The organism is Halorubrum sp. CBA1125, assembly GCF_009742825.1.
In the GTDB taxonomy this organism is placed as follows: Archaea; Halobacteriota; Halobacteria; order Halobacteriales; family Haloferacaceae; genus Halorubrum.
This window is the reverse complement of record NZ_WPCE01000003.1, coordinates 16,253-39,831: the sequence shown is the minus strand read 5'-3', so window position 1 is coordinate 39,831 and position 23,579 is coordinate 16,253. Positions and strand designations below refer to the sequence as shown.

At 62.6% G+C, this 23,579-nt stretch carries 20 protein-coding genes; 11 read left to right on the top strand and 9 right to left on the bottom strand.

Features of this window, described 5'->3' with window-relative positions:
• Positions 1–11 precede the first annotated feature (11 nt).
• From GJ633_RS01025 to GJ633_RS01005, 6 genes are all read left to right on the top strand, one after another.
• Positions 12–791, top strand: coding sequence for a glucose 1-dehydrogenase (locus GJ633_RS01025; protein ID WP_156586423.1), 780 nt, complete (start codon positions 12–14; stop codon positions 789–791).
• A gap of 288 nt (positions 792–1,079) precedes the next feature.
• Entirely contained in the window at positions 1,080–1,598 is a 519-nt protein-coding gene (locus GJ633_RS01020; protein ID WP_255470484.1) for an SDR family NAD(P)-dependent oxidoreductase, read from the top strand.
• Positions 1,586–1,846 (top strand): SDR family NAD(P)-dependent oxidoreductase, encoded by a 261-nt coding sequence (locus GJ633_RS18050; protein WP_255470483.1) that lies wholly within the window; start codon positions 1,586–1,588, stop codon positions 1,844–1,846. Before GJ633_RS01020 ends, GJ633_RS18050 begins: the two co-directional genes overlap by 13 nt.
• A gap of 93 nt (positions 1,847–1,939) precedes the next feature.
• A complete protein-coding gene (locus tag GJ633_RS01015; protein WP_156586420.1) occupies positions 1,940–2,449 on the top strand; it encodes an LUD domain-containing protein in 510 nt (169 codons plus the stop codon).
• Positions 2,446–4,650, top strand: a complete 2,205-nt coding sequence (locus tag GJ633_RS01010; RefSeq protein ID WP_156586418.1) for an LUD domain-containing protein — start codon at positions 2,446–2,448, stop codon at positions 4,648–4,650. The genes GJ633_RS01015 and GJ633_RS01010 overlap by 4 nt, the downstream gene beginning before the upstream one ends.
• 391 nt (positions 4,651–5,041) lie before the next feature.
• Positions 5,042–5,500: a universal stress protein gene (locus tag GJ633_RS01005; RefSeq protein ID WP_156586416.1), complete on the top strand. Its 459-nt coding sequence runs from the start codon at positions 5,042–5,044 to the stop codon at positions 5,498–5,500.
• Positions 5,501–5,674: 174 nt separating this feature from the next.
• Here GJ633_RS01005 and GJ633_RS01000 read toward each other — a convergent pair whose 3' ends face one another.
• Positions 5,675–6,484 (bottom strand): class I fructose-bisphosphate aldolase, encoded by an 810-nt coding sequence (locus tag GJ633_RS01000; protein ID WP_156586414.1) that lies wholly within the window; start codon positions 6,482–6,484, stop codon positions 5,675–5,677.
• 186 nt (positions 6,485–6,670) lie between these two features.
• Here GJ633_RS01000 and GJ633_RS00995 point away from each other — a divergent pair, with 186 nt between their 5' ends.
• Positions 6,671–7,798 carry a PfkB family carbohydrate kinase gene (locus GJ633_RS00995; protein ID WP_156586412.1) on the top strand — a complete coding sequence of 376 codons (1,128 nt, stop codon included), beginning with the start codon at positions 6,671–6,673 and terminating at the stop codon, positions 7,796–7,798.
• A gap of 425 nt (positions 7,799–8,223) precedes the next feature.
• Here the strand turns inward: GJ633_RS00995 and gfo6 are convergent, their stop codons facing one another.
• Entirely contained in the window at positions 8,224–9,303 is a 1,080-nt protein-coding gene (gene gfo6 / locus GJ633_RS00990) for a D-xylose 1-dehydrogenase Gfo6 (protein ID WP_156586410.1), read from the bottom strand.
• A 127-nt stretch (positions 9,304–9,430) separates the two neighbouring features.
• Here gfo6 and GJ633_RS00985 point away from each other — a divergent pair, with 127 nt between their 5' ends.
• Positions 9,431–10,474, top strand: coding sequence for a zinc-binding dehydrogenase (locus tag GJ633_RS00985; RefSeq protein WP_156586407.1), 1,044 nt, complete (start codon positions 9,431–9,433; stop codon positions 10,472–10,474).
• 34 nt (positions 10,475–10,508) lie between these two features.
• Here GJ633_RS00985 and GJ633_RS00980 read toward each other — a convergent pair whose 3' ends face one another.
• The 3 genes from GJ633_RS00980 to GJ633_RS00970 are packed head-to-tail and all read right to left on the bottom strand — an operon-like array spanning position 10,509 to position 13,831.
• Positions 10,509–11,381, bottom strand: coding sequence for a carbohydrate ABC transporter permease (locus tag GJ633_RS00980; protein ID WP_156586405.1), 873 nt, complete (start codon positions 11,379–11,381; stop codon positions 10,509–10,511).
• Positions 11,378–12,313 carry a carbohydrate ABC transporter permease gene (locus GJ633_RS00975; protein WP_156586403.1) on the bottom strand — a complete coding sequence of 312 codons (936 nt, stop codon included), beginning with the start codon at positions 12,311–12,313 and terminating at the stop codon, positions 11,378–11,380. The genes GJ633_RS00980 and GJ633_RS00975 overlap by 4 nt, the downstream gene beginning before the upstream one ends.
• Positions 12,314–12,343: 30 nt before the next feature.
• Positions 12,344–13,831, bottom strand: a complete 1,488-nt coding sequence (locus GJ633_RS00970; RefSeq protein WP_156586401.1) for an ABC transporter substrate-binding protein — start codon at positions 13,829–13,831, stop codon at positions 12,344–12,346.
• A 424-nt stretch (positions 13,832–14,255) separates the two neighbouring features.
• Here GJ633_RS00970 and GJ633_RS00965 point away from each other — a divergent pair, with 424 nt between their 5' ends.
• On the top strand, positions 14,256–15,197 hold the full coding sequence (locus GJ633_RS00965) for a 3-hydroxyacyl-CoA dehydrogenase family protein (RefSeq protein ID WP_156586399.1): 942 nt from the start codon (positions 14,256–14,258) through the stop codon (positions 15,195–15,197).
• Positions 15,198–15,376: 179 nt separating this feature from the next.
• Here GJ633_RS00965 and GJ633_RS00960 read toward each other — a convergent pair whose 3' ends face one another.
• Both GJ633_RS00960 and GJ633_RS00955 read right to left on the bottom strand, forming a co-directional pair.
• Positions 15,377–16,729 carry an NAD(P)H-dependent oxidoreductase gene (locus tag GJ633_RS00960; protein WP_156586397.1) on the bottom strand — a complete coding sequence of 451 codons (1,353 nt, stop codon included), beginning with the start codon at positions 16,727–16,729 and terminating at the stop codon, positions 15,377–15,379.
• Positions 16,730–16,868: 139 nt separating this feature from the next.
• Positions 16,869–17,636 (bottom strand): SDR family NAD(P)-dependent oxidoreductase, encoded by a 768-nt coding sequence (locus GJ633_RS00955; protein ID WP_156586395.1) that lies wholly within the window; start codon positions 17,634–17,636, stop codon positions 16,869–16,871.
• Positions 17,637–17,853: 217 nt separating this feature from the next.
• On the opposite strand from GJ633_RS00955, the gene GJ633_RS00950 reads away from it, so the two are divergent.
• Complete coding sequence (locus GJ633_RS00950; protein ID WP_156586393.1) at positions 17,854–18,642, top strand: SDR family NAD(P)-dependent oxidoreductase; 789 nt, start codon at positions 17,854–17,856, stop codon at positions 18,640–18,642.
• 706 nt (positions 18,643–19,348) lie between these two features.
• On the opposite strand, the gene GJ633_RS00945 is transcribed toward GJ633_RS00950, so the two are convergent.
• A complete protein-coding gene (locus GJ633_RS00945) occupies positions 19,349–20,494 on the bottom strand; it encodes an ABC transporter ATP-binding protein (RefSeq protein WP_156586391.1) in 1,146 nt (381 codons plus the stop codon).
• A 203-nt stretch (positions 20,495–20,697) separates the two neighbouring features.
• On the bottom strand, positions 20,698–22,200 hold the full coding sequence (gene araA, locus GJ633_RS00940; protein ID WP_156586389.1) for an L-arabinose isomerase: 1,503 nt from the start codon (positions 22,198–22,200) through the stop codon (positions 20,698–20,700).
• 315 nt (positions 22,201–22,515) lie between these two features.
• On the opposite strand from araA, the gene GJ633_RS00935 reads away from it, so the two are divergent.
• Positions 22,516–23,493: a Gfo/Idh/MocA family protein gene (locus GJ633_RS00935; protein WP_156586387.1), complete on the top strand. Its 978-nt coding sequence runs from the start codon at positions 22,516–22,518 to the stop codon at positions 23,491–23,493.
• Positions 23,494–23,579 lie beyond the last annotated feature (86 nt).

The window sequence follows — 23,579 nt, the reverse complement described above, 5'->3', positions numbered from 1 at the left end:
ACCTCCGATCGATGTCTACGCTAGACAGCTTCCGACTGGACGGAAAGACGGCGATTGTCACCGGCGGGAACCGCGGTATCGGCCGCGGCATCTCCGACTCGCTGGCCGCTGCCGGCGCGAACCTCGTCATCGCCAACCGGGACGAGGCCGCCGGAGAGGCTGCCGCCGAAGAGATCAGCGATGAGACGGGCGCCGAGGTGCGGGCGGTCGCGACGGACGTGACCGACGACGACGACGTGGAGGCGCTCGTCGACGCGACGGTCGAGGAGTTCGGGAGTCTCGACGTGTTGGTGAACAACGCCGGGCGGACGCTCAATATCCCGGCCGAAGAGATGACGATGGAGGAGTGGCGGAAAGTGATGGACCTCAACCTCGACGCCGTCTTCCGGTGTTCTCGCGCCGCCGGCCGCGAGATGATCGACTCGGATGGGGGGTCCATCATCAACGTTTCGTCCATCTCCGCGTTCATGGCGAATCACCCCCAACCGCAGGTGTCTTACAACGCCTCGAAGGCCGGCGTCGAGGGATTCAAGTTCCAGTTGGCCTCCGAGTGGGCCGAACACGGCATCCGGGTGAACAACATCAACCCCGGCTACGTCCGCACGGATCTGATCGACGAGGTCATCGAGGAGGACCCCGAGATGGTTGAGGAGTGGCGCCGCGAGATGCTCCTCGACGAGATGGCTCGTCCCGAGGACATCGGTCCGCTCGCCGTGTTCCTCGCCTCCGACGCCTCGTGGTACATGACCGGCGAATCCGTCGTCATCGACGGCGGGTACCTGGTTCGGTAACCGATTCCTCACAGTACGAGCGTCGCGTCGAATCGATCCCGAACGTACCGACCCTTCCGGCACGTGCCCTCCAGCGCTCCGAGCTGCCGAGAGCCACGGCGCCTGCGATGGATCGGTACCGCTACCGAACGGGTCGCTCTCGACGACCGAGTGGTGGGTGTCGAGTCGCTGTGATCTGACGACTGACGGGTCGGAATTCCCGTCGAACCATCGCGTTCGGTCTCCGACCGTCCCGACGGGCGAATTCTGGCACAACATTTATGATATACACCGGGGAATCGCCACTCGATGTCGCTACTCGACAGATTCAAACTCGACGGCGAGACCGCAGTCGTGACGGGCGGGAACCGGGGCATCGGCTACGCCATCAGCGAGGGCCTCGCCGATATCGGCGCGAACGTCGTCATCGCAAACCGCGACGCTGAGGCGGGTCGAGAGGCCGCAGACGAGATCGCGGCGAAGACGGGCTCCGAGACGCTCGCGGTGCCCACCGACGTGACCGAGGAGGACGAGGTCCAGGATCTGATGGCGGAGACGGTCTCGGAGTTCGGCGACGTGGACGTGCTCGTCAACAACGCGGGCGTCGCGCTGCTCACCCCCGCCGAGGAGAAGTCCGTCGAGGAGTTCCGGAAGACCCTCGACATCAACCTCACCGGCGCCTACCTCTGTTCGAAGTACGCCGGCCTCGCGATGATGGACTCCGACGGCGGCTCCATCGTCAACATCTCCTCGATGTCCGCCTTCATCGCCAACTACCCGCAGAAACACGCCGACTACCAGCCTCGAAGGCCGGGATGGAGGGACTGAAGAACCAGCTCGCCTCCGAGTGGGCCGAACACGACATCCGGGTGAACAACATCAACCCCGGCTACGTCGACACCGAGATCCTCTCTGACGACCCCGAGATGCGGGCGGCGTGGAAAAAGCGCATGCTCCAGGACTCCTTCGCCGATCCCGAGGACATCGCGCCGCTGGCGGCGTACCTCGCCTCCGACGCCTCCTCCTACGTGACGGGCACGTCCGTGCTCATCGACGGCGGCTACACCGTCCGCTGAGCGCCGCTCGTCCCGACCTGTCAGGAGAGGACACCGTCGGAGAGCGTGCCGACTGAAAAAGAGTTAACACGCGGCTGGCCAATACAGTATCTCATGGCAGGTACTGCAGTATCGACATTCGAAGCGTCTCTCGACGAGTTGAACGTCGGGCTCACTCGGACCGAAAGCGAGGGGTTCGCGGACGCGCTCTCGGCGGTCGTCGAGGAACCGGCGGTGGGCGTTCCTCTCGAAGGGTACGAGGGGATCTCGCTAGATGACACCGCCGTCGAAACGCCGCCGACGCCCGGCCTCCTCGAACGAGCCGAGACGGGTGTCACGCCCGTCGGGAAGGCCATCGCGGAATACGGTTCGGTCGTCGTCGACAGCGACGCCGCGGGCACGGAACCGGTCAGCCTGTACTGTCCGACCCACGTCGCCGTGCTCCGCGAGAGCGACGTGCTCGCCGACGTCACGGACGCGACCGGCTACCTCGACGACCGGTTCGCCGCCGGGGGATCCTCCGTCATCGCGACCGGCGTCAGTTCGACCGGCGACATGGGGGCGCTGGTCGAGGGCGTCCACGGCCCGAAGCACGTCCACGTCATCCTCCTGACAGACCAATGAGCGCCCAACGCGAACGCCGACGGAAGGCCGAGAAGATACGCACGCTGCTCGAGACCGAGGGTGACGCCATCCAGGAGAACGTCACCCACATGAACCAGGCCCGCTACGACGTCCTCGAGGGCTTCGACGAGTACGAGGACCTCCGCACGGAGGCTCGCCGCATCAAAGAGGAGGCCATCGAGAACCTCCCGGAACTCGTCGAACGGCTCCGAGAGAGCGTCGAGGCGAACGGCGGGCACCTCTACCTCGCCGACGACGCCGCGGACGCGAACCGCTACATCACGGAGCTCGCCGAGGACGAAGAGGCGGAAACGCTCGTGAAATCGAAGTCGATGACGACCGAGGAACTCGAGGTGAACGAGGCCTTAGAGGAGGCCGGCGTCGACGTCTGGGAGACGGACCTCGGGGAGTTCGTCGTCCAGATCGCCGACGAGGGTCCCTCCCACATCGTCGGTCCCTCTCTCCACCGGAGCCGCGAGGACGTCGCGGAACTGTTCAACGAAGTGTTCGACCCGGAGGAGCCATTCGAGACCGCCGAGGAACTCACGCAGTTCGCCCGGGACTACCTGGGCGAGCGCATCCGCGAGGCCGACATCGGGATGACGGGCGCGAACTTCGTGCTCGCGGACTCGGGGACGATCGCGCTGATCACGAACGAGGGGAACGCCCGAAAGAGCGCCGTCACGCCCGACACGCACGTCGCCGTGGCGGGCATCGAGAAGATCATCCCCGACGCCGAACGGCTCCAGCCCTTCGTGGAGCTCATCTCGAAGACGGCGACGGGCCAGGACATCTCCCAGTACGTCTCGATGCTCACGCCGCCGGTCGACTCGCCCACGATCGACTTCGAGAACCCCGAGGAACCCCTGGGGAGCGGCGACGGCGAGCGGGAGTTCCACCTGGTGCTCGTGGACAACGGGCGGACGGAGATGCGCGAGGACGAACACCTCAAGGAGACCCTCTACTGCATCCGGTGTGGCGCCTGTGCCAACTCGTGTGGGAACTTCCAGCACGTCGGCGGCCACGCCTTCGGCGGCGAGACCTACACCGGCGGCATCGCCACCGGCTGGGAGGCCGGCGTCCACGGCCTCGACGCGGCGGGCGAGTTCAACGACCTCTGTACCGGGTGCTCGCGGTGCGTGAACGCCTGCCCGGTGAAGATCGACATCCCGTGGATAAACACCGTCGTACGCGACCGGCTCAACGGCGAATCGGCGCCCTCGGAGTTCGAGTTCCTCGTCGAGGGGCTCACGCCCGACGCCGAGGGAACGGTGAGCCTCCAGAAGCGGCTGTTCGGGAACTTCGACACGCTCGCCAAGATCGGGAGCGCCACCGCCCCCCTCTCGAACTGGACGACGCGGCTCGGGCCGGTACGCTCGCTGATGGATCGCTTCCTCGGCGTCGCGCCCGACCGCGACCTGCCGGAATTCGAGCGCACGACCCTCGTCGACTGGTTCGACGCCCGCGAGCCCACGGCGCCGAACGCCGACGCCGATCGGAAGGTCGTCCTCTACCCGGACGCGTACACGAACTACGTGCTCGTCGAGCGCGGCAAGGCCGCCGTCCGGACGCTCGAGGCCCTCGGCGCGCACGTCGAACTCGCCGCTCCCATCGAGAGCGGGCGCGCACCGCTCTCTCAGGGGATGATCGCCACGGCCGAGCAACACGCCGAGCGCGTCGCGGACGACCTCGCGCCGTACCTCGACGCCGGCTTCGACACGGTGGTCATCGAGCCGTCTGACCTGGCGATGATGCGCCGCGAGTACGGCAAGCTCCTCGACGCCGGCACACACGAGCGGCTCTCGGAGAACAGCTACGACGTGATGGAGTACGTCTACGGCCTGATCGAGAACGGTGCCGACCCCGGCGTCCTCGCCGAGCCCGACGCCCCCCTCGCGTACCACAGCCACTGTCAGCAGCGGACCCTCGGCGTCGAGGCCTACACGGAGGCGGTACTCACCGATCTCGGCTTCGACTTCGTCACCTCCGACGTGGAGTGTTGTGGCATGGCCGGGAGCTTCGGGTACAAAAGCGAGTACTACGAGCTCTCGATGGACGTCGGCGGCGATCTCAAAGAGCAGTTCGCCGACGAGGGCGATCGAAAGCTCGTCGCCAGCGGCACCTCCTGTACGGAGCACATGACTGACCTCTTCGCCCGCGACGTGACTCACCCCATCGAGACGGTCGCGCCCGATCGCTGAGACGGTCACGACGCTCTCGTTCGTTTGATCCGAACGGAGTCGCGTGGATCGGAGCACCCACCTCGGTGTCCGGACGGGACGTCGCCGGTAAAACGCCCCACATCACCGCCCGCGGATGAGGTCCACGGCGAGAACACCTTCGACAGCGACCGCCTATCGAGAACTTCGAGGGCCGCACCCGAAACCGTCTCCGAGATCGTCCAACAATAATGAACGATTTTCGAAGCGATCCGAGATCCAAGATAGCACGGTTCTGCCCGAACGATGCGGGTACAGCCGCTATACCTCGCATTCGTCGTCGCATCCGGTCTTGAACGAGCTCCGTCCGACGGTCGTGGAATGCCGACGCTCCCGGTGGATTTATTACGATACGCTCACCGTAGCTGGTGACATGGAACGCGGACTCGTTGTCACCGGCGACTCCGACGCGCATCGCGAACTACTCAGGGAGGCCGCCGAGAACGCCGTCGGCACGGGAGCGGACCTCGTCCTGTTGGACCTGCTCGACGAGGCCGAGTACGAACACGATATCGAGACCCTCGAGGAGTTCGCCAGCGAGGAAGGTGTCAGCTACAGCAAGGACACGGTCATCGAGGGCGAGGCCGAAGAAACCAGGGAACTCGCGGCGGAGGTCCTCGGCGACCTCGACGTGGAATACGACGTGCGGGTCGATGTCATCGAGGAGGGCGAGCGCGCCGAGACAGTCGTGGAGGCCGGCACCGAAGAGAACTGTGACCACGCCTACATCCACGGGCGTCACCGCTCGCCGACGGGCAAGGCCCTCTTCGGCGACTTCGCTCAGAACGTCATCCTCAACTACGACGGGTTCGTCACCGTCACCACGGAGTAACGCCGCGTCGGTATCGTTCAATCATTATAGACAGAACCGGAGAAAACGTCCCCGCCGTTCACGCGTCAAGACGACAAGCGACGCCGGGAACTGTTCGGTCGCCGTCTTCCCGCTGCCCGCGAGCGAAAGGCACTCGCTTACCGGCAGGCGAGGCCAACGCCGCGTTCAGGAGCGTTACGATGAGTCGTCCCAGACCGCGTCGACGCTCGCACCCTCGTGGACGATCTCGTTCATCGCCGAGACGACCGCGGCCGGATCGTCGGTCTGCCAGATCGACCGACCGATCATCACTCCGCGTGCCCCCGCTTCGATCGCCTCGGCGACGTCCTGTAGCATGGCTCGTGTCGATCCCGAGGCGGGGCCGCCGAGAATCATGAGCGGCACGGGCGAGTTGTCGACGATCTCACTGAAGGAGTCGGGAGTGCCCGTGTAGGGCGCTTTGAGGATGTCCGCGCCGTACTCCCAGGCCATCCGCTGTGCGTTCGCGACCAAGTCCGGGTCGACCTCGAACTGGTCCGGGACGCGCGGTCCCCACAGCACCGGTTCGACCACGAACGGTACGCCAGTTCCCCGTAGCTCCTCGGCGAGCGAGGCGACGTACTCGATGTTGCGCTGGTACATGTCGGGGTCTTCGCGCCCGAACACGAGCAACGCCTTGACGCCGGCGGGGTCCAGGTCCAAAAGCAGCTCCGTGTCGAACGCCGGCGTCCAGACGGTCTCGCCCTCGTTGAGGCCGGGGTGACGAGAGAAGGTCACGACATCGGCCGTGAGTACGACGTCGACGTCCGCGTCGACCAGCTGATCGCGGAACCGGCGCGCGAAGTGTGGCCCGACGAGCACGCCGTCGGGGTCGCTCTGGAGTACCGTCGAGAGCGTCTGTCCCGGGTTCTCGAACCCCTCGGCGGCGCCCAGTGCCAGTCCGTGGTCCATCGCCACCACGACGGCGTTCCCCGATTCTGTCGCGAGTAGATCGTAGTCGGTCATCGTATCCGATACGTAGTTCAGGGGTGGCCGTTGTAAATTTATGGTAACGTGCTCGCAGACAGACACCAACGGCGACACGAGAGACGATCGATCCGGTGTGTCACCGGATCGCCTCCTCGATCGAGGCGGCGAGTCGGCCCAGGTCGCCGGAGAGTTTTTTTGTAGCCTTACGCCGATGTACACCGTATGAAATCTGGAACGCCCGACGCCGATACCACGTCGGCGGTACGTTCGTGTCGCGATCAGTTCCCCGACGCGATCGCCTCGGCGGAGCTCCTCTTCGGGTTCGACGGATACATCGACCGAATCAGGGAAATCGTCGAAGGAGTGAACGACGACGCCCGGGAGACCGATCGAACGGTCTCGTCGATGGGGACCGAAATTCTCGAGGCTGGCGAGATGGAACGTTCGATCATCATCGAGTGGGACCAGACGGGGACGCGTACGGGCGGTCACGCGTGTCACCTCGCGCGAGGGACGGGTCGCCTGGGGTACGAACCGGCGATGGTCGGCATGTTCGGGGAACCGCCCGAGGATATCTTCCGCCGCGACGTCGACCCGGCGGAGCTAGTCTCGATCGGCGAACCAGGCGTGGTGGACGCGATCGAGTTCGTGGACGGGAAGGTATTCCTGGTCGACTCCGGGTCGATCGGCGCGCTCGACTGGCACTACCTCCGAGAACGGGTCGACCTCGATCGCCTGGTCGACCTCGCGGACGGTCGGGACCTGTTCGGGATCGGGTACTGGGCCGAAATCGGCGATTTCCCGTCGGTTCTCGACGGCATCCGGACGGACCTCCTGCCGTCGCTGTCGGAGCCACCGTCGCACCTGCTCGTCGATCCCGCGGACATCGGCGATCTGGATCGCGATCGGTTCCGGAGGGGCGTCGAGTCGATACGAGCGCTCGACGGGGCCGTTCCGGTCACGGTCTCCGCGAATCGGTCCGAGACGACCGCGATAGCCGAACTGAGCGGTGTCGCGGAACCGGGCCGCGATCTCCGGGAGACGGCCGAACGCGTCCGGGAGGCACTGGGCGTCTCCCGATTCGCCGCCCACAGCGCCGAGGAGTCCGTCGTCGTGACGGCGGAATCGACCGGTCGGGCACAGGTCCCCCGGACGTCCGACCCGGAACTGACCACGAGCGCGGGCGATCATTTCAACGTCGGCCTCGTGCTCGCGTTACTCGAAGGGCTCGACGCCGAGGCCGCCGTGGTGCTCGGCAACGCCGTCGCCGGTCACTTCGTCCGGACCGCCGAACCGCCCACACACGCCGACCTCGCCGACTTCGTCGATGCCTATCTGGAGCGGTTCTGAGGGGCGGTCCCGCCATCGTATTACCGGACGGACACACGGATGTCGGAATAACCATTCTGTGATAGAGAATAGATGAGGAAGACGACGGCATGTGACGACTCGGTGAGTGGGACACATCCAGGTCGATCCGCCGGCTGAACGAACGTCTCTCTGACCCGTTCGAATCCCGGAAGAGAAATTACAGAGATACTATTGTAAGGTTCTCTTCAAACCGCGTGAGATCGACCCGCATCGATCACCAACAATTGTTCTCTATATCAGAAGTACGTGTCAACGAACAGCGTGGATATCCATGATAGTTGGTCACTATCACTCGAATCGGGCGGCGGAATCCCAGTGCGTCTCGGTAACGTTGGGATTTTGTTTCCACATACAGAACAGTTGGGGAGAGTCTAGTCGGCGATACGAGGGACCGATCCGACCGGTCAGACCGGATCGATGTCGACCGATTCGCCGCGTTCGGCCGACTCGTGGACGGCTTCGATGATCCGCATATCTTGCAGGCCGTGTCGACCGTCGGGGTAGATCGTCTCGTTCCCGAGCAGCCGGTCGGCGAAGTAGTCGAACTCCTCGCGCATTTCCCGTTCGGCGTCGAAGGACGCGTGCTCGACCGTCACCGAGACGTCGCCGCGCGAGAGGCGCAGCGAACACTCCCCGTGGAACGCCGGGCGGAGGTCGATCTGTCCCTCCGTGCCGGTGATCTTGAGGTGTGTGTCCTCCTGTGCGTGTTGGCTCGAAGTCGAGATCATCTGCACGTCGCCCTCGAGTCGGAACAGCGAGGACGCACACTGGTCCGGCACGTCGCCGAACGCCTCGTGGTCCGAGGTCATTCGCGACTGGACGGTCACGGGCTCGCGCCGGAGGAGGTACCGCGTGGTGTTTATCGAGTAGATCCCCAGATCCATCACCGAGGCGCCGTATCCGGTGAGATCCGGATCGAGTCGCCACTGATCGGGGTCGGGTATCATCTCCAAGAGCGGCTGGCTGTTGTGACCGTACACCGAGACCGGTTCGCCGAGGAAGCCGTCGGCGATCAGTTCGCGAGCGCGTTGAACCGCCGGTTCCGTGTGCATCCGGTAGGCGATCATCAGCGGGACGTCGCCGGCTTCGCAGGCCTCGACGAGCCGCTCGGCGCGGTCGACGGTGGCCTCCATCGGCTTCTCACAGAGCACGGCCTTGTCCAGTCGGGCCGCAGTCTCGGCGTACTCGAGGTGGAACGCGTTCGGCGTTCCGACGTAGACGGCGTCGTACGCCTCGCTCGCGGCCCCGTCGTGAAACGCCTCGTAACTGATGCCCGTGGTGACCCCGTGTTCCTCGGCCAACCGCTCGGCCTTCTCGTGTGAACCGCTGACGAGGACGCTGACCTCGCCGAGATCCGAGGACTCGATCGCCGGGAGGGCGACGTCAAGCGTCCACCATCCCAACCCGATCAGGGCGTACCTGACGGTGCCGTCGGTAGTCGTCTGCCACGTGCGATCCTCGTATCCGTCTATCCACTCCAGCATGTGATCAGCTACCGACTCGACCGGTAAAAAAACCCAGTGGGTGCCGCACATCTTTCCCTGGGGAGAGATCGAACCCGATCCGACCCGCTCCACAGGAGTTATAATACGTCGCAGGATACTCGCGAGTATGCGTGGATTAGCCAAGACCAGTCGAACCCACGGTGCCATGGAGATCGTCGACCGCGACCGACCGGAGCCCGGGCCGGGAGAGGCACTGATCGAGGTCGACTACGCGGGACTCTGCGGCAGCGACGCGGGGATCTACGAGTTCGAATCGGCGTTCGAGCGGATGGACCTCCCGACCGTCATCGGTCACGAGTACACCGGACGGATCGTCGAGACCGGCGAGGGCGTGACGAAGTTCTCGGTCGGCGATCGCGTCGTCGAGCGGCCGATCCGCGGCTGCGGCGACTGTTACCAGTGTGAAATCGGGGAGGAGAACGTGTGTCAAAACGCCGTGATAACCGGCGTGGACCACGACGGGGCCTACGAGGGATACATCGCGGTCCCGGAGACGGCGCTCCACCCGGTCCCCGACAGCGTCGAACCGAAACACGCCGCGCTCGTCGAACCGACGAGCATCGGAGCGCGCGCCGTGATCCAGAACTCACGCGTCGGGCCGGGCGACCGGGTGATGGTCGCCGGACCGGGTCCGATCGGACAGCTCACGGCGCAGATCGCGCGGGCTCAGGGCGGCGAGGTCGTCGTCGCCGGCGTCGGGCAGGACGCGGAGTACCGTCTGCCGCTCGCGGAGGACCTCGGGTTCGAAACGATCAACGTCGAGGCCGACGACCTCGAGGTCCGTCGGGACGCGCTGACCGACGGCGTGGGCTACGACGTCGTCTTCGACACGACCGGTCACCCGTCGGGGCTGACGATGGCCGTCGACGAGGTCCGCAAGGGCGGACAGATCGTCCTGGTGGGCCAGACCGGGGAGACGACGATGCCCTACTCGCCGCTCGTGCGCGCGGAGATCGACCTCCAGTGCTCGTACGCCTCGATGTACGAGGACTTCGAGCGTTCGCTCCGGCTGATCGACTCAGGCGACGTCGATCACGCGACGTTCCTCGACGAGCGGTTCAGTCTGTTGGAGGCCGACGAGGCGTTCGAGACGTTCCTCGCGGGCGGTACCTGCAAGCCCCTCTTCGACGTCTCCGTCCTCCGCGAGTAAAAATAAGGAAGCCGGGAGAGATTCGTATCAGATACTATTCGACGTCGACACGGTTGCGAGTGATCCCCTCGATGAAGTAGTTCTGGAAGAAGTAGAAGATCACGATGGCGGGCGCGACCGCGATGACGATCCCCGCAGTGTACAGGTTCCACTCGTTGGTGAAGAAGCTGTTAAACTGCATCAAGCCGGCCGGGATCGTTCGCTTCTCGTCGGTCGTGATGAACGTCAGCGCGTAGAGGAACTCGTTCCACTTCAGCACGAACTGAACCACCGCGGCGGCCATTATCGAGGGAAGGGTCAGCGGAACGTAGACCCGGCTGAATATCGTCAGTTCCGAGACGCCGTCGACGCGAGCGGCGTCGGCGAACCCCGCTGGAAGGGTATTGAACGACTGATATATGAGGAAGAACGTGAACGGGATAGAGAAGCCGGTGTAGGTGAGGATGAGCCCCGCTCGCGTGTCCAAGAGATCAAGGATGTTCAACAACGCGAAGTTCGGGATGAACAGCGCCTGTGCCGGCACCATAAAGCCGAGAATGACGGACAGAACCAGGAGGTGACTACCGGGAATGTCCAGTTCGACGAGGCCGTACGCCGCCAGCGAACAGATGACCAGGAGAATGGCCAGCGTTATCATGACGACGATGACGCTGTTCATGAAGTAGTGCCCGAAGCCGCCCTCGACCCAAGCCTGGACGTAATTGTCGAACTGCAGGTTAGTCGGATCCGGCAGCGCGATCGGGTTCTGCGCGACGTCTCTCGTCGTGCGCAGCGACGCGCTGAGGAGAATCACGATGGGATAGAGGACGAACGCCAACACAGCCACGGAGATGACCGTCGTGAAGAACGTACTGAACGTCCGGAAGACGCCTTTGATCTCCTGGAAGGAATCGGTGATTCCGCTCATTGGACACCTCTCTCGTATTCCGGTTCGAGTCCGAACACTCGTTCGATGCCGATCGTCATCACCAGCACGGCCAGGAAGAGGAAGACGCCGACCGCCGCCGCTCTCCCGAGCGCGTTCTGCATGAAGGCCAGCTTGTACATATAGGTGATCAGAACTTCAGTCGCACGGGCGGGTCCGCCCTGGGTCAGCACCCAGAAGTACGCGAACATCTTCATGGAACCGATCATCGAGTGGAGCACGAGGAACATCCCGATGGACTTGGTGAGGGGGAGCGTGATGTGACGGAAGGTGGCCCAAGCGCCCACCCCGTCGAGTCTCGCCGCCTCGTAGTAGCGCTCGTCGACGTTCAACAGCGCGATCACCCAGATCGTCGTGTAGAAGCCGAGCCCCCGCCAGCCACCGACGATGATTATCGCCAGGAGAGCGAGGTCGGGGTTACCGAGGATATTGAGGAACATGTCCGGACGAACCATCTCGATCAGAGCGGGAATCGCTCCGGATCGCGGGTTGTACATGTACCCCCAGATGAACCCCACTGCCACTCCCATCATGGCCAGCGGGACCATGTAAAGGAAACGGAGGTACTGCTGGATGAACGAGTAGGCCCTCATAATCGCCAGCGAAACGAGCAGGCCGCCGCCGACACAGATCACCGTGTGACCGATCGTGTAGATGAGCGAGTTCTGAAGCGCCAGCCAGATCGTTCCCCGATCGAAGAGATACTGGTAATTCGCTAACCCGACGTATTCCAGGTTTTGGAACGTCGATCCGGAGAACAGACTCATCCCGATGAGCATACACGCCGGGAGGATCAGAAACGGAATATAAAATACAGATAGCGGAGTAATGAAAAGAATTGACTTGATCGGTTTCGGAATGTTGACTTCCGGTGCGAACTCTTGAACAGTATTTGATACTTGCCTTGCGTTCATGTCGAATAATGGTAACTGGAGGTTAGGCAGTTATGCCGTGCTGAGCCGTTCGCGCTCGCGCTCCGTCGCCTCCTGAGTGGCCTGGAGCACTTCCTCGGCGGTCCCATCCAGGTACAGGCTTTGCGATTCCTCGTAGTAGACCGAGGCCGCCTCCGGGAGGAGCATCCGGTCGCACTTCTCGAGGACCATGTCCGCGTTGACGACGTCGTTCGCCATCTGCTGGATCGCGTCGTTCGGCCAGTCGTAGGCCTCCGGATTGCTCACGAACGGGATGACGTTCGCCGTATCTAAGTTCTCCTGTAGGGCCTCTTCGCTCAGCAAGTGTTCGAGCACGGTGACCGTCGCGTCGAGCCGGCCGCGCTCCTCAGCCGCGGTCGTGATCTGGAACCCGCTGAAGTTGACGGCGCCGAGGTGGTTCTCGGAGCTCGCGGAATTGTCGGGCCAGATCGGGTGCCAGAAGTAGTCCCAGCCGCCGTCCTGGCCCATACCGGCCAGTTCGTCCGGATCCGCGTACTGCTGATACTCGGCCGTGGCCCACGATCCGTCACAGATGAACGCAGCTTCGTTCTGGAAGAACAGCTGGTTCGCGGGGTGTTCCTCGAGGGAGTTGGTGTCCGGAATAATGTATCCCTGGTCGTACCACTCCTTGAGTTTGCTGATGGCGTTCACGAACTCATCGTCGGTGAACGACGCGCCCTCGCGACCCAACGCGGCGTCAACGAAAGCCTGGCCGCCGGCCGCCTTGTACATGAGTCCGGCTCCCCAGTACGCGTTCTTGCCGCCGACCGCGTTCCCGGCCGCGATCCCTTCGTAGCCCGCCTCGGTCACCTGCGCGAGGAGCTGTTCGAACTCCCCGATCGTGACGTCCTTTCGGCGACGAAGGTTGTCGGGATCGATCCCGGCGTCCTCGAGCACGGGCTCGTTGAACCAGACCGGGTAACCGCCGTAGTCGCGGCTGATGCCGTAGTACTGGTCCCCGCTCGTGAACTCGACCGGGTTACCGTTCGCGAACTGGTACGCGTACAGGCCCGGACGGAACCGCTCGACCATATCGTCGGGCAGGATACCGCTCTCGACGATTTCGAGTGCGTTACCGCTGGCGACCCAGTTGCCCGCTCGGCCCGGCCCGGACCACATCATGAACAGGTCCGGAGCCTGGTCGGTACCGAGATAGCTCCCAAGTGCACTCTGGTACCGGTTCGTCGCCATGAACGTCGAGTCGACGGTGATGTCCGTCTCTTCCTCGATCCCGGGGAGGATCGTGTCCTGTACGTAGTCGGGATTCGTCCCCTCCTGGAACTGCATGTACTGGACGGTAGTACCACCGCCGCCGTCGCCGCCGTCTCCACCGTCGCCGCTGCCACCATCTCCGCCGTCACCGCCGTCGCCACCGTCGCCACCGTCACCGCCGTCGCCGCCGTCACCGCCGTCACCGCCACCGCCGCTACAACCGGCTAAGCCGGCAAGACCCCCGACACCAACTGCCTTGAGTAGTTTACGTCGCTGTTCGTCAGGCATGAGTCTGTTATCCTGACCCATATCAGTGTACACCGTAGTAATCGTATTTATAATTAATGGGATTACGCTGATGGTGACACAGAAGGTTTCTCGTGGCCGAAATCGACGAATTTTAGACGAGGACTGCCCGATGAGTAAACAGAATTTGATTCATCCGTCTTATTATTTCAGATAATTTGGTGAGTATACGGTTCGGTCCACACGAGGGCAGTGAAGATCCGGTACCATCGCCGGATGAGGAGACCGACACGGCGACGTGAACACGCATTCTGCGACGGCAACGCACAGTAGTACGTCAACGCACGTGAGTTTTTGAGTTCACGGGTTTGTGTTTCGGTCTCACGGGCGCTACTCGTGTCAAACAACAGCGGTCGAATGCGAGACCCGAACTGTTTTACCATTATGACAGAATCTACCGGGCGCAATGGCACCGTCATACGAGGTAACGGTTATCGGAGCAGGAGACATGGGTCACGGGTTCGCCGCGCAGTTCGCCTTACACGGTCACCAGGTGACACTGAGCGACCACAAACAGTCGAACTTGGACCGAGCCGAGTCGGACATCGAGGAGGTCGTGAGGTTCCTCGACGACGAAGGGATGGCGGATCGATCGCCCGCGGACACTCTTCGAGACATCTCCTTTACGACCGACGCGCCGGGCGGCGTTGAGGGTGCAGACGTGGTGATAGAGACGGTCCCCGAAGAACTCGAGACGAAACAGGCCGTCTTCGAGGAGATCGTGCCCCACGTCTCCGACGACACGGTCCTGTCCTCGAACACGTCCGGCATTCCCATCACTGACATCGCCGCTGGGACCCCAGAACGCGCCGGACAGTTCGTCGGCTGTCACTGGTGGTATCCGCCGTACCTGTTGACGCCGGTCGAGGTGATCCACGGCGAACAGACGGAAGACTGGGCGTTCGAGAAGCTGGAGACGTTCGTCGAGTCCGTCGATCGGGACCCGATCGAGGTCAAACGCGACGTGCCGGGATTCGTCTGGAACCGGATCCAACACGCGTTGATTCGCGAGTGTGTCTACCTCGCGAAAGAAGACGTCGCCTCGATCGAGGACATCAACCGCGCCATCCGTGACGGATACGCCACGAGAACCGCCGCTATCGGCCCGTTCGAGACGATGGATATCGCTGGATTAGACCTCGTACAGACGGTATCCGACGATCTGTTCCCCCACCTCTGTAACGCCGACGAGGCAGATCCGATCTTCGACGAACTGATCGAAGAGGGACGCGGCGGTATCGAAGACGGCGCCGGCTTCCTCGAGTACGACGCCCCGCCCGAAGCGGTCCGTGCGAATCGCGACGAGAAGGTCGCGGCCATCAGAAAGTCGCTGTCGACGGACGAGTAACGAAAACGGCGAAACACACCTCCGTTTTCCCTCACCGCGTTCGGCTGACGGCCGTCACAGGAGACTGGTTGTTCGTCCGAAGAACGTCGTCCGGTTGCGAGTCGATACCGGCGGGTGTGACTCCGGTCGTCTGTCGAAAAAGAGATAGCGACGACGCCAGTCGAGATCGCTAGTCCCGATCAGTTCCCGTAGAGTTCGTCCTGTACCTGTCGGAGCTTGTAGATGAACGTGTCCTCGTCGAGATCGACCTGATCGAACGTCACGACCTCGTCCCGTTCGATAGTCGCGGTGACGTCGGCATCGTCGAGCAGTTCGAACGGGACGTGATCTTGCTCTTTGGCGGTCTCGGCGTCTTCCAGGGACCCGTACACCGTGTATCCACCGCCCCCGTCGAGCGTTTCACCCGGCTCGAGCGTGCGCTTGGCCCGGCCGACCACCTCTGCGACATGATCCCTCGGCGCGCCGGTGGGTTCGTTGCGCAGGGCGGCGTTCGCGATGCTGACCGTCGCCTCGACCCCGGGGAGATGGTAGGGACGATAGAAGAGCTGGTACTTCCCCTCGTTTGCCACGTACATTCCCGAACCGCCCATCTGGTCGAGATACTGCTGTACGTCGACGTTCTGCGCGCGGGTCACGATGAAGACCCCGAAGGAGATGTCGTCGTCGACTTCGGACTCGTCCGGATAGAGTGAACTCACCGTATCGACGACGCCGGTGTTCTCGAGGATCCCCCCGTCCTCTTTCGGCCGGAGAACTTCTTGTATCTCCGGTATCTCTGCGGACGGGAGGTGCATACCGGGAACGTCCGGTTTCAGACCGGTCGCGTTCGCGACCGCACACATTTCGACCGCGGGCTTGGTACCGTCGAGGAAGGAATTGTACATATACGGATTGAGTTCGGATTCCTCGACGTACTCCTCGGAGAACCCGAACCGGTCGAAGATGTCGTCGGGGGTACCGTACTGGTACTCTTCGACGTATGGATTCCCCTTCCCCGCAGCGACCACTTCGAGCCCGACGGTCTGGGCCCAGTCGTACAGCTCGACGATCACCGATGGCTGGTCGCCGTACACCATCGAGTAGGTCACGCCGTGTTTTTCGGCAGTCTCGGCGAGAATCGGGCCGACGACGGTCTCCGCTTCGACGGTGACCATCACGACGTGTTTACCGTGTCGAATCGCCTCGTACGCGTTCTTGGCGCCGACGTTGGGAACGCCCGTCGATTCGACGACCACGTCAACGTCGCTCCGGATCAGCGCGTTGGCGTCCGTCGTGAGTGCTCGGTCCCCGTCGTCGAGAACAGCCTCGATCTCGGCCGGATCGTCGGCCGTCCGTACGGCATCGTCCGGGACACCGGCCTCCTCGAACGCCGACCTCCCGGCCTGTTCGTTGATGTCTGCGACGACGGACGTCGTCATCCCATCGACCACTTCGATCTGGTCCATGAGTTTCGTTCCGAATAGTCCCGCCCCGATGACGCCGACGCGGATCGGTTCGTCCAGTTTGCCGAGTTTCGCAGGTATGTTTAACATTGGTTTGTTGGAATAGGCTCGATATCAGACGCTCCGGGACCCACACGTCGGACCCCTCCGGTCTCACGTGAACACCTCGGAGAAGCCCGCCGCAGATCCGAGCCGCCTCCGATACCGAGCTAGTGGTTGTAATGGCCGTTCAGCGGACGAGATACCCGCCGTCGATGAGGTACGAGGCGCCGGTGACGTACGAAGAAGCGTCCGACGCGAGGTACACCGCCAGCGGCGCGATGTCTTCGGGCGTCCCGAACTCGTCCATCAGCATCTCGTCTTTCCAGGTCTGGAGCATCTCCTCGTCCTCGACCAGGATGTCCGTGCGGATGTAGCCGGGGTTGATGTTGTTCACCCGGATGCCGTGTTCGGCCCACTCGGAGGCCAACTGGAACTTGAATCCTTCCAGACCGGCCTTCGAAGCCTGATAGTCGACCTGACACTGCGGGTAGTTCGCCATGAAGGCGGACATCGAGGAGATGTTGATGATGGAGCCGCCGTCGCCGTCGATCATCTCCCGACCCACCAACTTCGCACAGTTGAACGCGCCCGTCAGGTTGATATTCAACGTCTTCTGCCAGTCGTCGAGCGGCTTCTCTTCGGCCGGTTCGTGGATCGCGACACCGGCGTTGTTGACGAGCACGTCGACGCTCCCGAACCGGTCGACGGTCTCACTGGCGAGGTTCTGCACCTCCGTTTCGTCGGTTACGTCCGTCGGGATCGCCGCCGTCTCGGCGCCGGTTTCGTCGGCGATATCCTCGGCCGCTTCCCGGCCGGCCGATTCCGTTCGGTTCGCGATCACGACGTCGGCTCCCACCTCGGCCAATCCCGTCGCAATCCCCTTTCCGATACCGCGGTTACCACCCGTTACGATCGCCGTGTCGCCGTCTAATCGAAACCGATCGAGTACGGACATGCAGATTACCAACCAGACCCTCCGACCAAAAACATTTCGCCAACACGCCGACCGGCGACACAGGTTTGCACGTGAACTCGAATCGTGACGAAGGGACGACGAGGACGGGCGAGACCGATCGCAGGCTGGACGAGGTCTCTCTTGGTACCGCTGTGAGGCGAACCTGCGACGCCGACCGCTGAGAAAGAGCTAAGTTCGCCCACAAAAGCGGATACGTATGGGATCGCTCACTTTCGACTTTAGTGATGAGACGGTGATCGTGACGGGAGCGAGTTCCGGAATCGGTCGGGCGATTGCGCTCGCGTTTGGCCGTGCCGGTGCAACGGTGATCAACGCAGACGTCGACGAGGAACCGAAAGACGTCAACGCAAACACGCCCACGCACGAGCGAATAACCGAAACCGCTGGAGACGGTCACTACGTGGAAACCGACGTGAGCGAACCGTCCGAAATCGAATCTGTGGTCGAGGCCGCGCGTGAGTTCGGTGGCCTCGACGTGATGGTCAACAACGCCGGCATGATCATGTCGAGTCCGATGCGCGAGCTGGACCCCGAACAGTTCGACCGCATCTTCGAGGTCAACGTCAAAGGGGTGTTCTTCGGCTGTCAAGCCGCGGCCAACGACATGCTCGACCGCGAGAGTCCGGGGACGATCGTCAACACGGCCTCGACCAGCTCACACCTCGCACAGTTCAATCAGGTTCACTACGACGCGACGAAGGGTGCGGTCCGGATGGTCACGCGCGGCAGCGCGCTCGAGCTCGCGAAGCACGGAATCAGGGTCAACGCCGTCGCCCCGGGACAGACCGCGACGGAGATGGTCGAGGGATGGACGGAAGAGGCGACCGAGGGCGCCGAACAAGACGAGTTTATCAAGCCCGTACCGATGGGCCGCGCGGGCCACCCCGACGAGGTAGCGCCGGCCGCGCTGTTCCTGGCGAGTGACGCCGCCTCGTACGTGACCGGCGAACTCCTGACCGTCGACGGCGGCTGGCAGATCATCTGAGTGGAGACGGGTCACCGTGCAGTCAAGAGAGGCTGAAAGATACTTCATAGAGTGTCATAGAAGGGTTCACACGCCTGTACAGGATTCGCTCAGTACAGGTCAAGGAGTGAGCGATTCTGTGGTGGCGCGCTCCCGCGAGCGCCCGGTAGGGCGCGAGACGGAGCGCGAGGGATGCGGTGAGCGCTCGAAGAGCGCGAACCGCGAGGCTGGGGAGGTTTGAGGCGGGGCTGTGCGGTGCGGGGTGGGATTCAAAAGGGCAGCCAGGAGGACGACGGCGGCCGCAGTAAGCACCGCAGGGAGCGAGTGAAACGAGTGACCAAGGCGCGCAGCAAGGCCCCCGAGTCCTCCCGGCTGGGGCTTTGGACGTATTCGCCGTGGAACTATCGACCACGTATCGCCGAGGGCTTTACAGATGTTCTCCGCGTTGACGACAATCTCGTATCGAGCAGTTCCACCCGGAATATCGTACCACTAGCACGCCGACTCTACCAGCTGATTCTCCAGTTCCGCTCTGAAATAACACGGCGTGAGAAGCGTTCTATGACACCCTCTACTGTCACCAATCCGTTCCGAACGACGTTACGACGCGCAGCTCCAGGCGGAGAACCCGCAGTGGAGATCGGCGACAGGGAACGACTGTTCGAGTGGAACCGAGAAAAACCGAGAGTATACGATCGGAGAGGGATACGCCCGGAACTGGATCGACTTACGAGATCCCCGAGCTGATCGAGGCGGATTCGCCGATACTCACGTCTGAATCGCGGTTCTTGAGCGCGTCTCCGGTCTTCCCGTCGAAGAGGTGAATGCGGGCCGTGGGGAACTCGATTTCGATCTCGTCTCCCTGGGCGACCTCCGCCTGTCCGGAGAGCGTGATGATACACTCGTCGTCCCCGACAGTGGTGTAGATGTGGGTGAGGTCTCCCATTCGTTCGACGACGTTTATCTCGGTCGAGAGACTGTTTTCCGTCGGGGAATCGACGACTTTGACGTCCTCCGGACGGATGCCCAGGATGACCTCGTCGGTGCCCGTCGGAATTTGCCCGGCGACGTCGTCCGGAAGGTGGTAGTCGAACGCGTCGGTCTCGAGGAGGTTCCCGTTGGGGCGACCCTCGAACCGATTCATACGGGGCGAGCCGATGAACCCGGCGACGAACGTATTGGCCGGTTCTTGGTAACACTCGAGAGGGGTCCCGATCTGCTGGAGCTCTCCGTCGTTGAGGACGGCGAGTTGGTCGCCCATCGTCATCGCCTCTTCCTGGTCGTGGGTGACGTACACCGTGGTGATATCGAGCTTCGAGTGAAGTTCCTGGAGTTCCGTCCGCATCTGCGCGCGGAGCTTCGCGTCCAGGTTCGAGAGCGGCTCGTCCATCAGGAAGACTTCCGGCTCACGGACGATAGCCCGTCCCAGCGCCACACGCTGCTGTTGCCCGCCCGAAAGCTCATTCGGCCTGCTCTCCAGGTGGTTCTCAATACCCATCATCTCGGCGGCCGCGTTCACGCGCCGATCGATCTCCTCGTCGTCGTGGTCCGAACCGTATCTCAGCCCAAATGACATGTTCTCCCGTGCCGTCATATGGGGGTACAGCGCGTAATCCTGGAACACCATTGCGACCCGACGTTCCTGGGGGCCCATGTCCGTGACGTCCTCCCCGTCGAACAGGATTTGCCCATCGGTCGGCTGTTCCAACCCGGCGATCGTACGAAGCGTCGTTGACTTCCCACAGCCAGACGGACCGACTAACACGAGGAAGTCGGAGTCGTCAACTTTGAGACTTAAGTCGTCGACGGCGACGAGATCACCACCGCCTTCGTTGAATACCTTACGTAGGTTATCCAGCTCGATGGATGCCATGGTAAGGTTAGAATAGCGGGATATCATTAACGTTTCGGTGATTGACAACGGATATCAAAGAACAAAGATAACGCGCGGCAGTGCGAAAGCGGCGACGGGCTGTGAGCCACGAACGGCGTGAGATGGCAATACGCTGCTAGGACTCGGTAATAGAAGATCTGGTCCGGAACGTTCACGTGCCGAACCACGCTCCGTTGACCGAGTTACGTGTTATCGAGCCGCCATCGAATCTCGTTCCAGTCGAGCTCCTTCTCGAACGCCGCAATCTCGGTGTCCTCGTCTATCACGAGGAACTCGACGTCCGCGATATCGGCGAAGTCTTTCAGGTGTTCGGAGGTTATCGCCTGGCTGTATCCCGTGTGATGCGCGCCGCCCGCGCGGATCCAGGCTTCGATTGCGGTTTCGAAGTCCGGCTTCGGCTTCCAGACGGCTCTCGCGACCGGTAGTTCGGGCAACGGTTCGTCCGGTTCGACAGATTCCACCTCGTTGACCACGAGACGGAACCTGTCTCCGAGATCGACCAGCGACGCGTTCACGGCCGGGCCGGTCTCGGCGTCGAACACGGCGCGCACCGGATCTGCTTTGCCGCCGATATCGAGCGGGTGAATCTCCACGGAGACCGGGTCCGTGGCGATCGACTCACTGATCTCCAGCATATGCGCACCGAGTACTTTCTCCTCTCCGGGAGTCAGGTGATAGGTGTAATGCTCCATCAGCGAGGACCCTCCCTCCAGCCCCTGTCCCATCACGTAGATCGCCCGTGTCAGCATGGCGGATTTCCAGTCGCCCTCGGGACCGAAGCCGTAGCCGTCCGCCATCAATCGCTGCACGGCGAGTCCGGGGAGCTGTGACAGGCCAGTGAGGTTTTCGAAGGTGGTCGTGAACCCCTTGAAGTTCCCATCCTCGAGGAAGGTACGTATCCCGACTTCGATGGCGGCCGCCTCTCTGAGGGAATCACGCCGATCGCCGTCCTCGCGGAGAGACGGGGCGAGTTCGTACTCCGTCTCGTACTGGCTGACGGTGGCGTCGATCTCGTCGTCGGTGACGTCGTCGACGTACTCGACCACGTCGCCGAGTCCGTATCCGCTCACGGTACACCCAAACTGCATCTTCGCTTCAACCTTGTCCCCCTCCGTAACGGCGACATGACGCATGTTATCGCCGAACCTGGCGATCTTCGCGCCGCGGATGTCTTCCCAGGCACACGCCGCCCGCGTCCACGTCCCCAGTTTCTCGAGGACGCGCTGGGCTTTCCAGTGCCCGACGACGACCTTCCTGTTGAGGCCGAGCCTGGACGCGGTGAACCCGAACTCCCGGCCGCCGTGAGCGGACTGATTCGTGTTCATGAACTCCATGTCGATCTCGCTCCACGGGAGCTCCTCGTTGTACTGGGTGTGCAGGTGGGCAAACGGCTTGTCGAGCGACCGTAAGCCGTTGATCCACATCTGACCGGGTGAGAACGTGTGCATCCACGTGATCAGTCCGACACAGTCCGCGTCCGCATTTGCCTCGTGGACTAGTGCTTCGATCTCACGAGGGGAGGTCAACACCGGCTTGAAGGCGACGTCGACCGGAATCTCATCGGCGTTGGACAGGTACTCGGCAATCTCTCGCGAGTGATCAGCGACGGTTTGCAGCACTTCGTCGCCGTAGAGCTCCTGGCTCCCGGTCACGAACCAGAGCTCGTAGTCGTCGAAATCAAACATGTTCTCCCTCCTCGACGGACCTATTTTGAAACCCCGAAGCGTCTGGGGCAGCACTGATCATTGTTTTTATACAACTGGACATGGATCGCTGGATTCCACCGTAAATACAAAAATCCACTGGTCCGTCTTGGGCTTGCTCATCACTGGTGAGCGGAGGACGCGGGGTGGCTCCGTTCGACAGGTTGTCCGCGAAGCCACTATCGGGAGCGTACCTGACAACCACGTAGGAGGGGTCCCCGTGTTCCGTCGTCGTGATCTCAGTGGTGGCTCATCCGTCACAGTACACTTAATACGGTTCCGACCACGAACCGACGCATGCGATTCGGGATAATCAGCACGGCTGCAATCGCCACGGAAGACGTCATTCCGGGTATCAATCGGAGCGATCACACGGTCCAGGCGATCTCGTCGCGCGACGAGAAACGCGCACAGGAGGCTGCCGACGATCTGGGTATCCCAGACGCCTACGGCTCCTACGAGGCGATGTTCGAGGCGGAGAAGATCGACGCCGTGTACAACCCGTTACCGAATTCGATGCACGCCGAGTGGTCCAAGCGGGCGGCCGACCACGGCCTGGACGTGCTCTGTGAGAAGCCGCTCACCTCCGATGCCGCAGAGGCCCGTGATCTCGTCGAATACTGCGAGGAACGGGACGTCGTCCTCATGGAGGCGTTTATGTACCGATACCATCCCCGAAACCAGCGGATCCGCGAACTCGCGCGTGATCAACTCGGTCGGGTCACGTGGGTCGGCGGCACGCTGAAGTTTCCGCTTACCGATCCCGAGGATATCCGCATCGACCCGGCGTTGGCCGGCGGGAGCCTGATGGATCTGGGCTGTTACCCCGTCTCGGGGGCACGATGGATCCTCGGAGAACCCGACCGCGTGTTCGCCTACGCGCTCGACACACGCGACTGTGGGGTCGACACCCAGATGAGCGGCGTTCTCAGATACGACTCGGGTGCGATCGCGCAATTCGACTGCTCGTTCGATACGGAAGACGTCCAGCGCTACCGCATCGAGGGGGAAAACGGCTGGATCGAGGCCGAACAGGAGGTTACCTACAATGCTCCCCCGGATTCGTCGACGACGCTCGAGTATCAGATCGACGGTCGGCACGGCGTCGAGGAGTTTCAGCCGGTCGACCAGTACTGCCTGGAGGTCGAACACTTTGCCGAGTGCGTCGAAGAAGGAAAGACTCCGCGCACGGGCGGACAGGACTCGATCAACAACATGCGGGTGATCGACGCGCTCTACGAAAGCGTCGAAACCGGGGAGGAAGTGCGTTTGTAAGGCCGGAGTAGGGTCTCCGGAACCTCCAGGTGACCTTCCGGCCGATCCGCCACCCGAAAGAACCCTCCGATAAGCGGGCGTTCCGG

What these genes read in the sequence shown, in the direction of transcription:
- GJ633_RS00935 (WP_156586387.1), top strand. Translation starts at nt 22,516, where the DNA reads ATGCGATTCGGGATAATCAGCACGGCTGCAATCGCCACGGAAGACGTC.
- GJ633_RS00980 (WP_156586405.1), bottom strand. Translation starts at nt 11,381, where the DNA reads ATGAGCGGAATCACCGATTCCTTCCAGGAGATCAAAGGCGTCTTCCGG.
- gfo6 (WP_156586410.1), bottom strand. Translation starts at nt 9,303, where the DNA reads ATGCTGGAGTGGATAGACGGATACGAGGATCGCACGTGGCAGACGACT.
- GJ633_RS00960 (WP_156586397.1), bottom strand. Translation starts at nt 16,729, where the DNA reads ATGTTAAACATACCTGCGAAACTCGGCAAACTGGACGAACCGATCCGC.
- GJ633_RS00975 (WP_156586403.1), bottom strand. Translation starts at nt 12,313, where the DNA reads ATGAACGCAAGGCAAGTATCAAATACTGTTCAAGAGTTCGCACCGGAA.
- GJ633_RS01025 (WP_156586423.1), top strand. Translation starts at nt 12, where the DNA reads ATGTCTACGCTAGACAGCTTCCGACTGGACGGAAAGACGGCGATTGTC.
- GJ633_RS01015 (WP_156586420.1), top strand. Translation starts at nt 1,940, where the DNA reads ATGGCAGGTACTGCAGTATCGACATTCGAAGCGTCTCTCGACGAGTTG.
- GJ633_RS00995 (WP_156586412.1), top strand. Translation starts at nt 6,671, where the DNA reads ATGAAATCTGGAACGCCCGACGCCGATACCACGTCGGCGGTACGTTCG.
- GJ633_RS00965 (WP_156586399.1), top strand. Translation starts at nt 14,256, where the DNA reads ATGGCACCGTCATACGAGGTAACGGTTATCGGAGCAGGAGACATGGGT.
- GJ633_RS01005 (WP_156586416.1), top strand. Translation starts at nt 5,042, where the DNA reads ATGGAACGCGGACTCGTTGTCACCGGCGACTCCGACGCGCATCGCGAA.
- GJ633_RS01020 (WP_255470484.1), top strand. Translation starts at nt 1,080, where the DNA reads ATGTCGCTACTCGACAGATTCAAACTCGACGGCGAGACCGCAGTCGTG.
- GJ633_RS01010 (WP_156586418.1), top strand. Translation starts at nt 2,446, where the DNA reads ATGAGCGCCCAACGCGAACGCCGACGGAAGGCCGAGAAGATACGCACG.
- GJ633_RS00970 (WP_156586401.1), bottom strand. Translation starts at nt 13,831, where the DNA reads ATGCCTGACGAACAGCGACGTAAACTACTCAAGGCAGTTGGTGTCGGG.
- GJ633_RS00985 (WP_156586407.1), top strand. Translation starts at nt 9,431, where the DNA reads ATGCGTGGATTAGCCAAGACCAGTCGAACCCACGGTGCCATGGAGATC.
- GJ633_RS01000 (WP_156586414.1), bottom strand. Translation starts at nt 6,484, where the DNA reads ATGACCGACTACGATCTACTCGCGACAGAATCGGGGAACGCCGTCGTG.
- GJ633_RS00945 (WP_156586391.1), bottom strand. Translation starts at nt 20,494, where the DNA reads ATGGCATCCATCGAGCTGGATAACCTACGTAAGGTATTCAACGAAGGC.
- GJ633_RS18050 (WP_255470483.1), top strand. Translation starts at nt 1,586, where the DNA reads ATGGAGGGACTGAAGAACCAGCTCGCCTCCGAGTGGGCCGAACACGAC.
- GJ633_RS00950 (WP_156586393.1), top strand. Translation starts at nt 17,854, where the DNA reads ATGGGATCGCTCACTTTCGACTTTAGTGATGAGACGGTGATCGTGACG.
- GJ633_RS00955 (WP_156586395.1), bottom strand. Translation starts at nt 17,636, where the DNA reads ATGTCCGTACTCGATCGGTTTCGATTAGACGGCGACACGGCGATCGTA.
- araA (WP_156586389.1), bottom strand. Translation starts at nt 22,200, where the DNA reads ATGTTTGATTTCGACGACTACGAGCTCTGGTTCGTGACCGGGAGCCAG.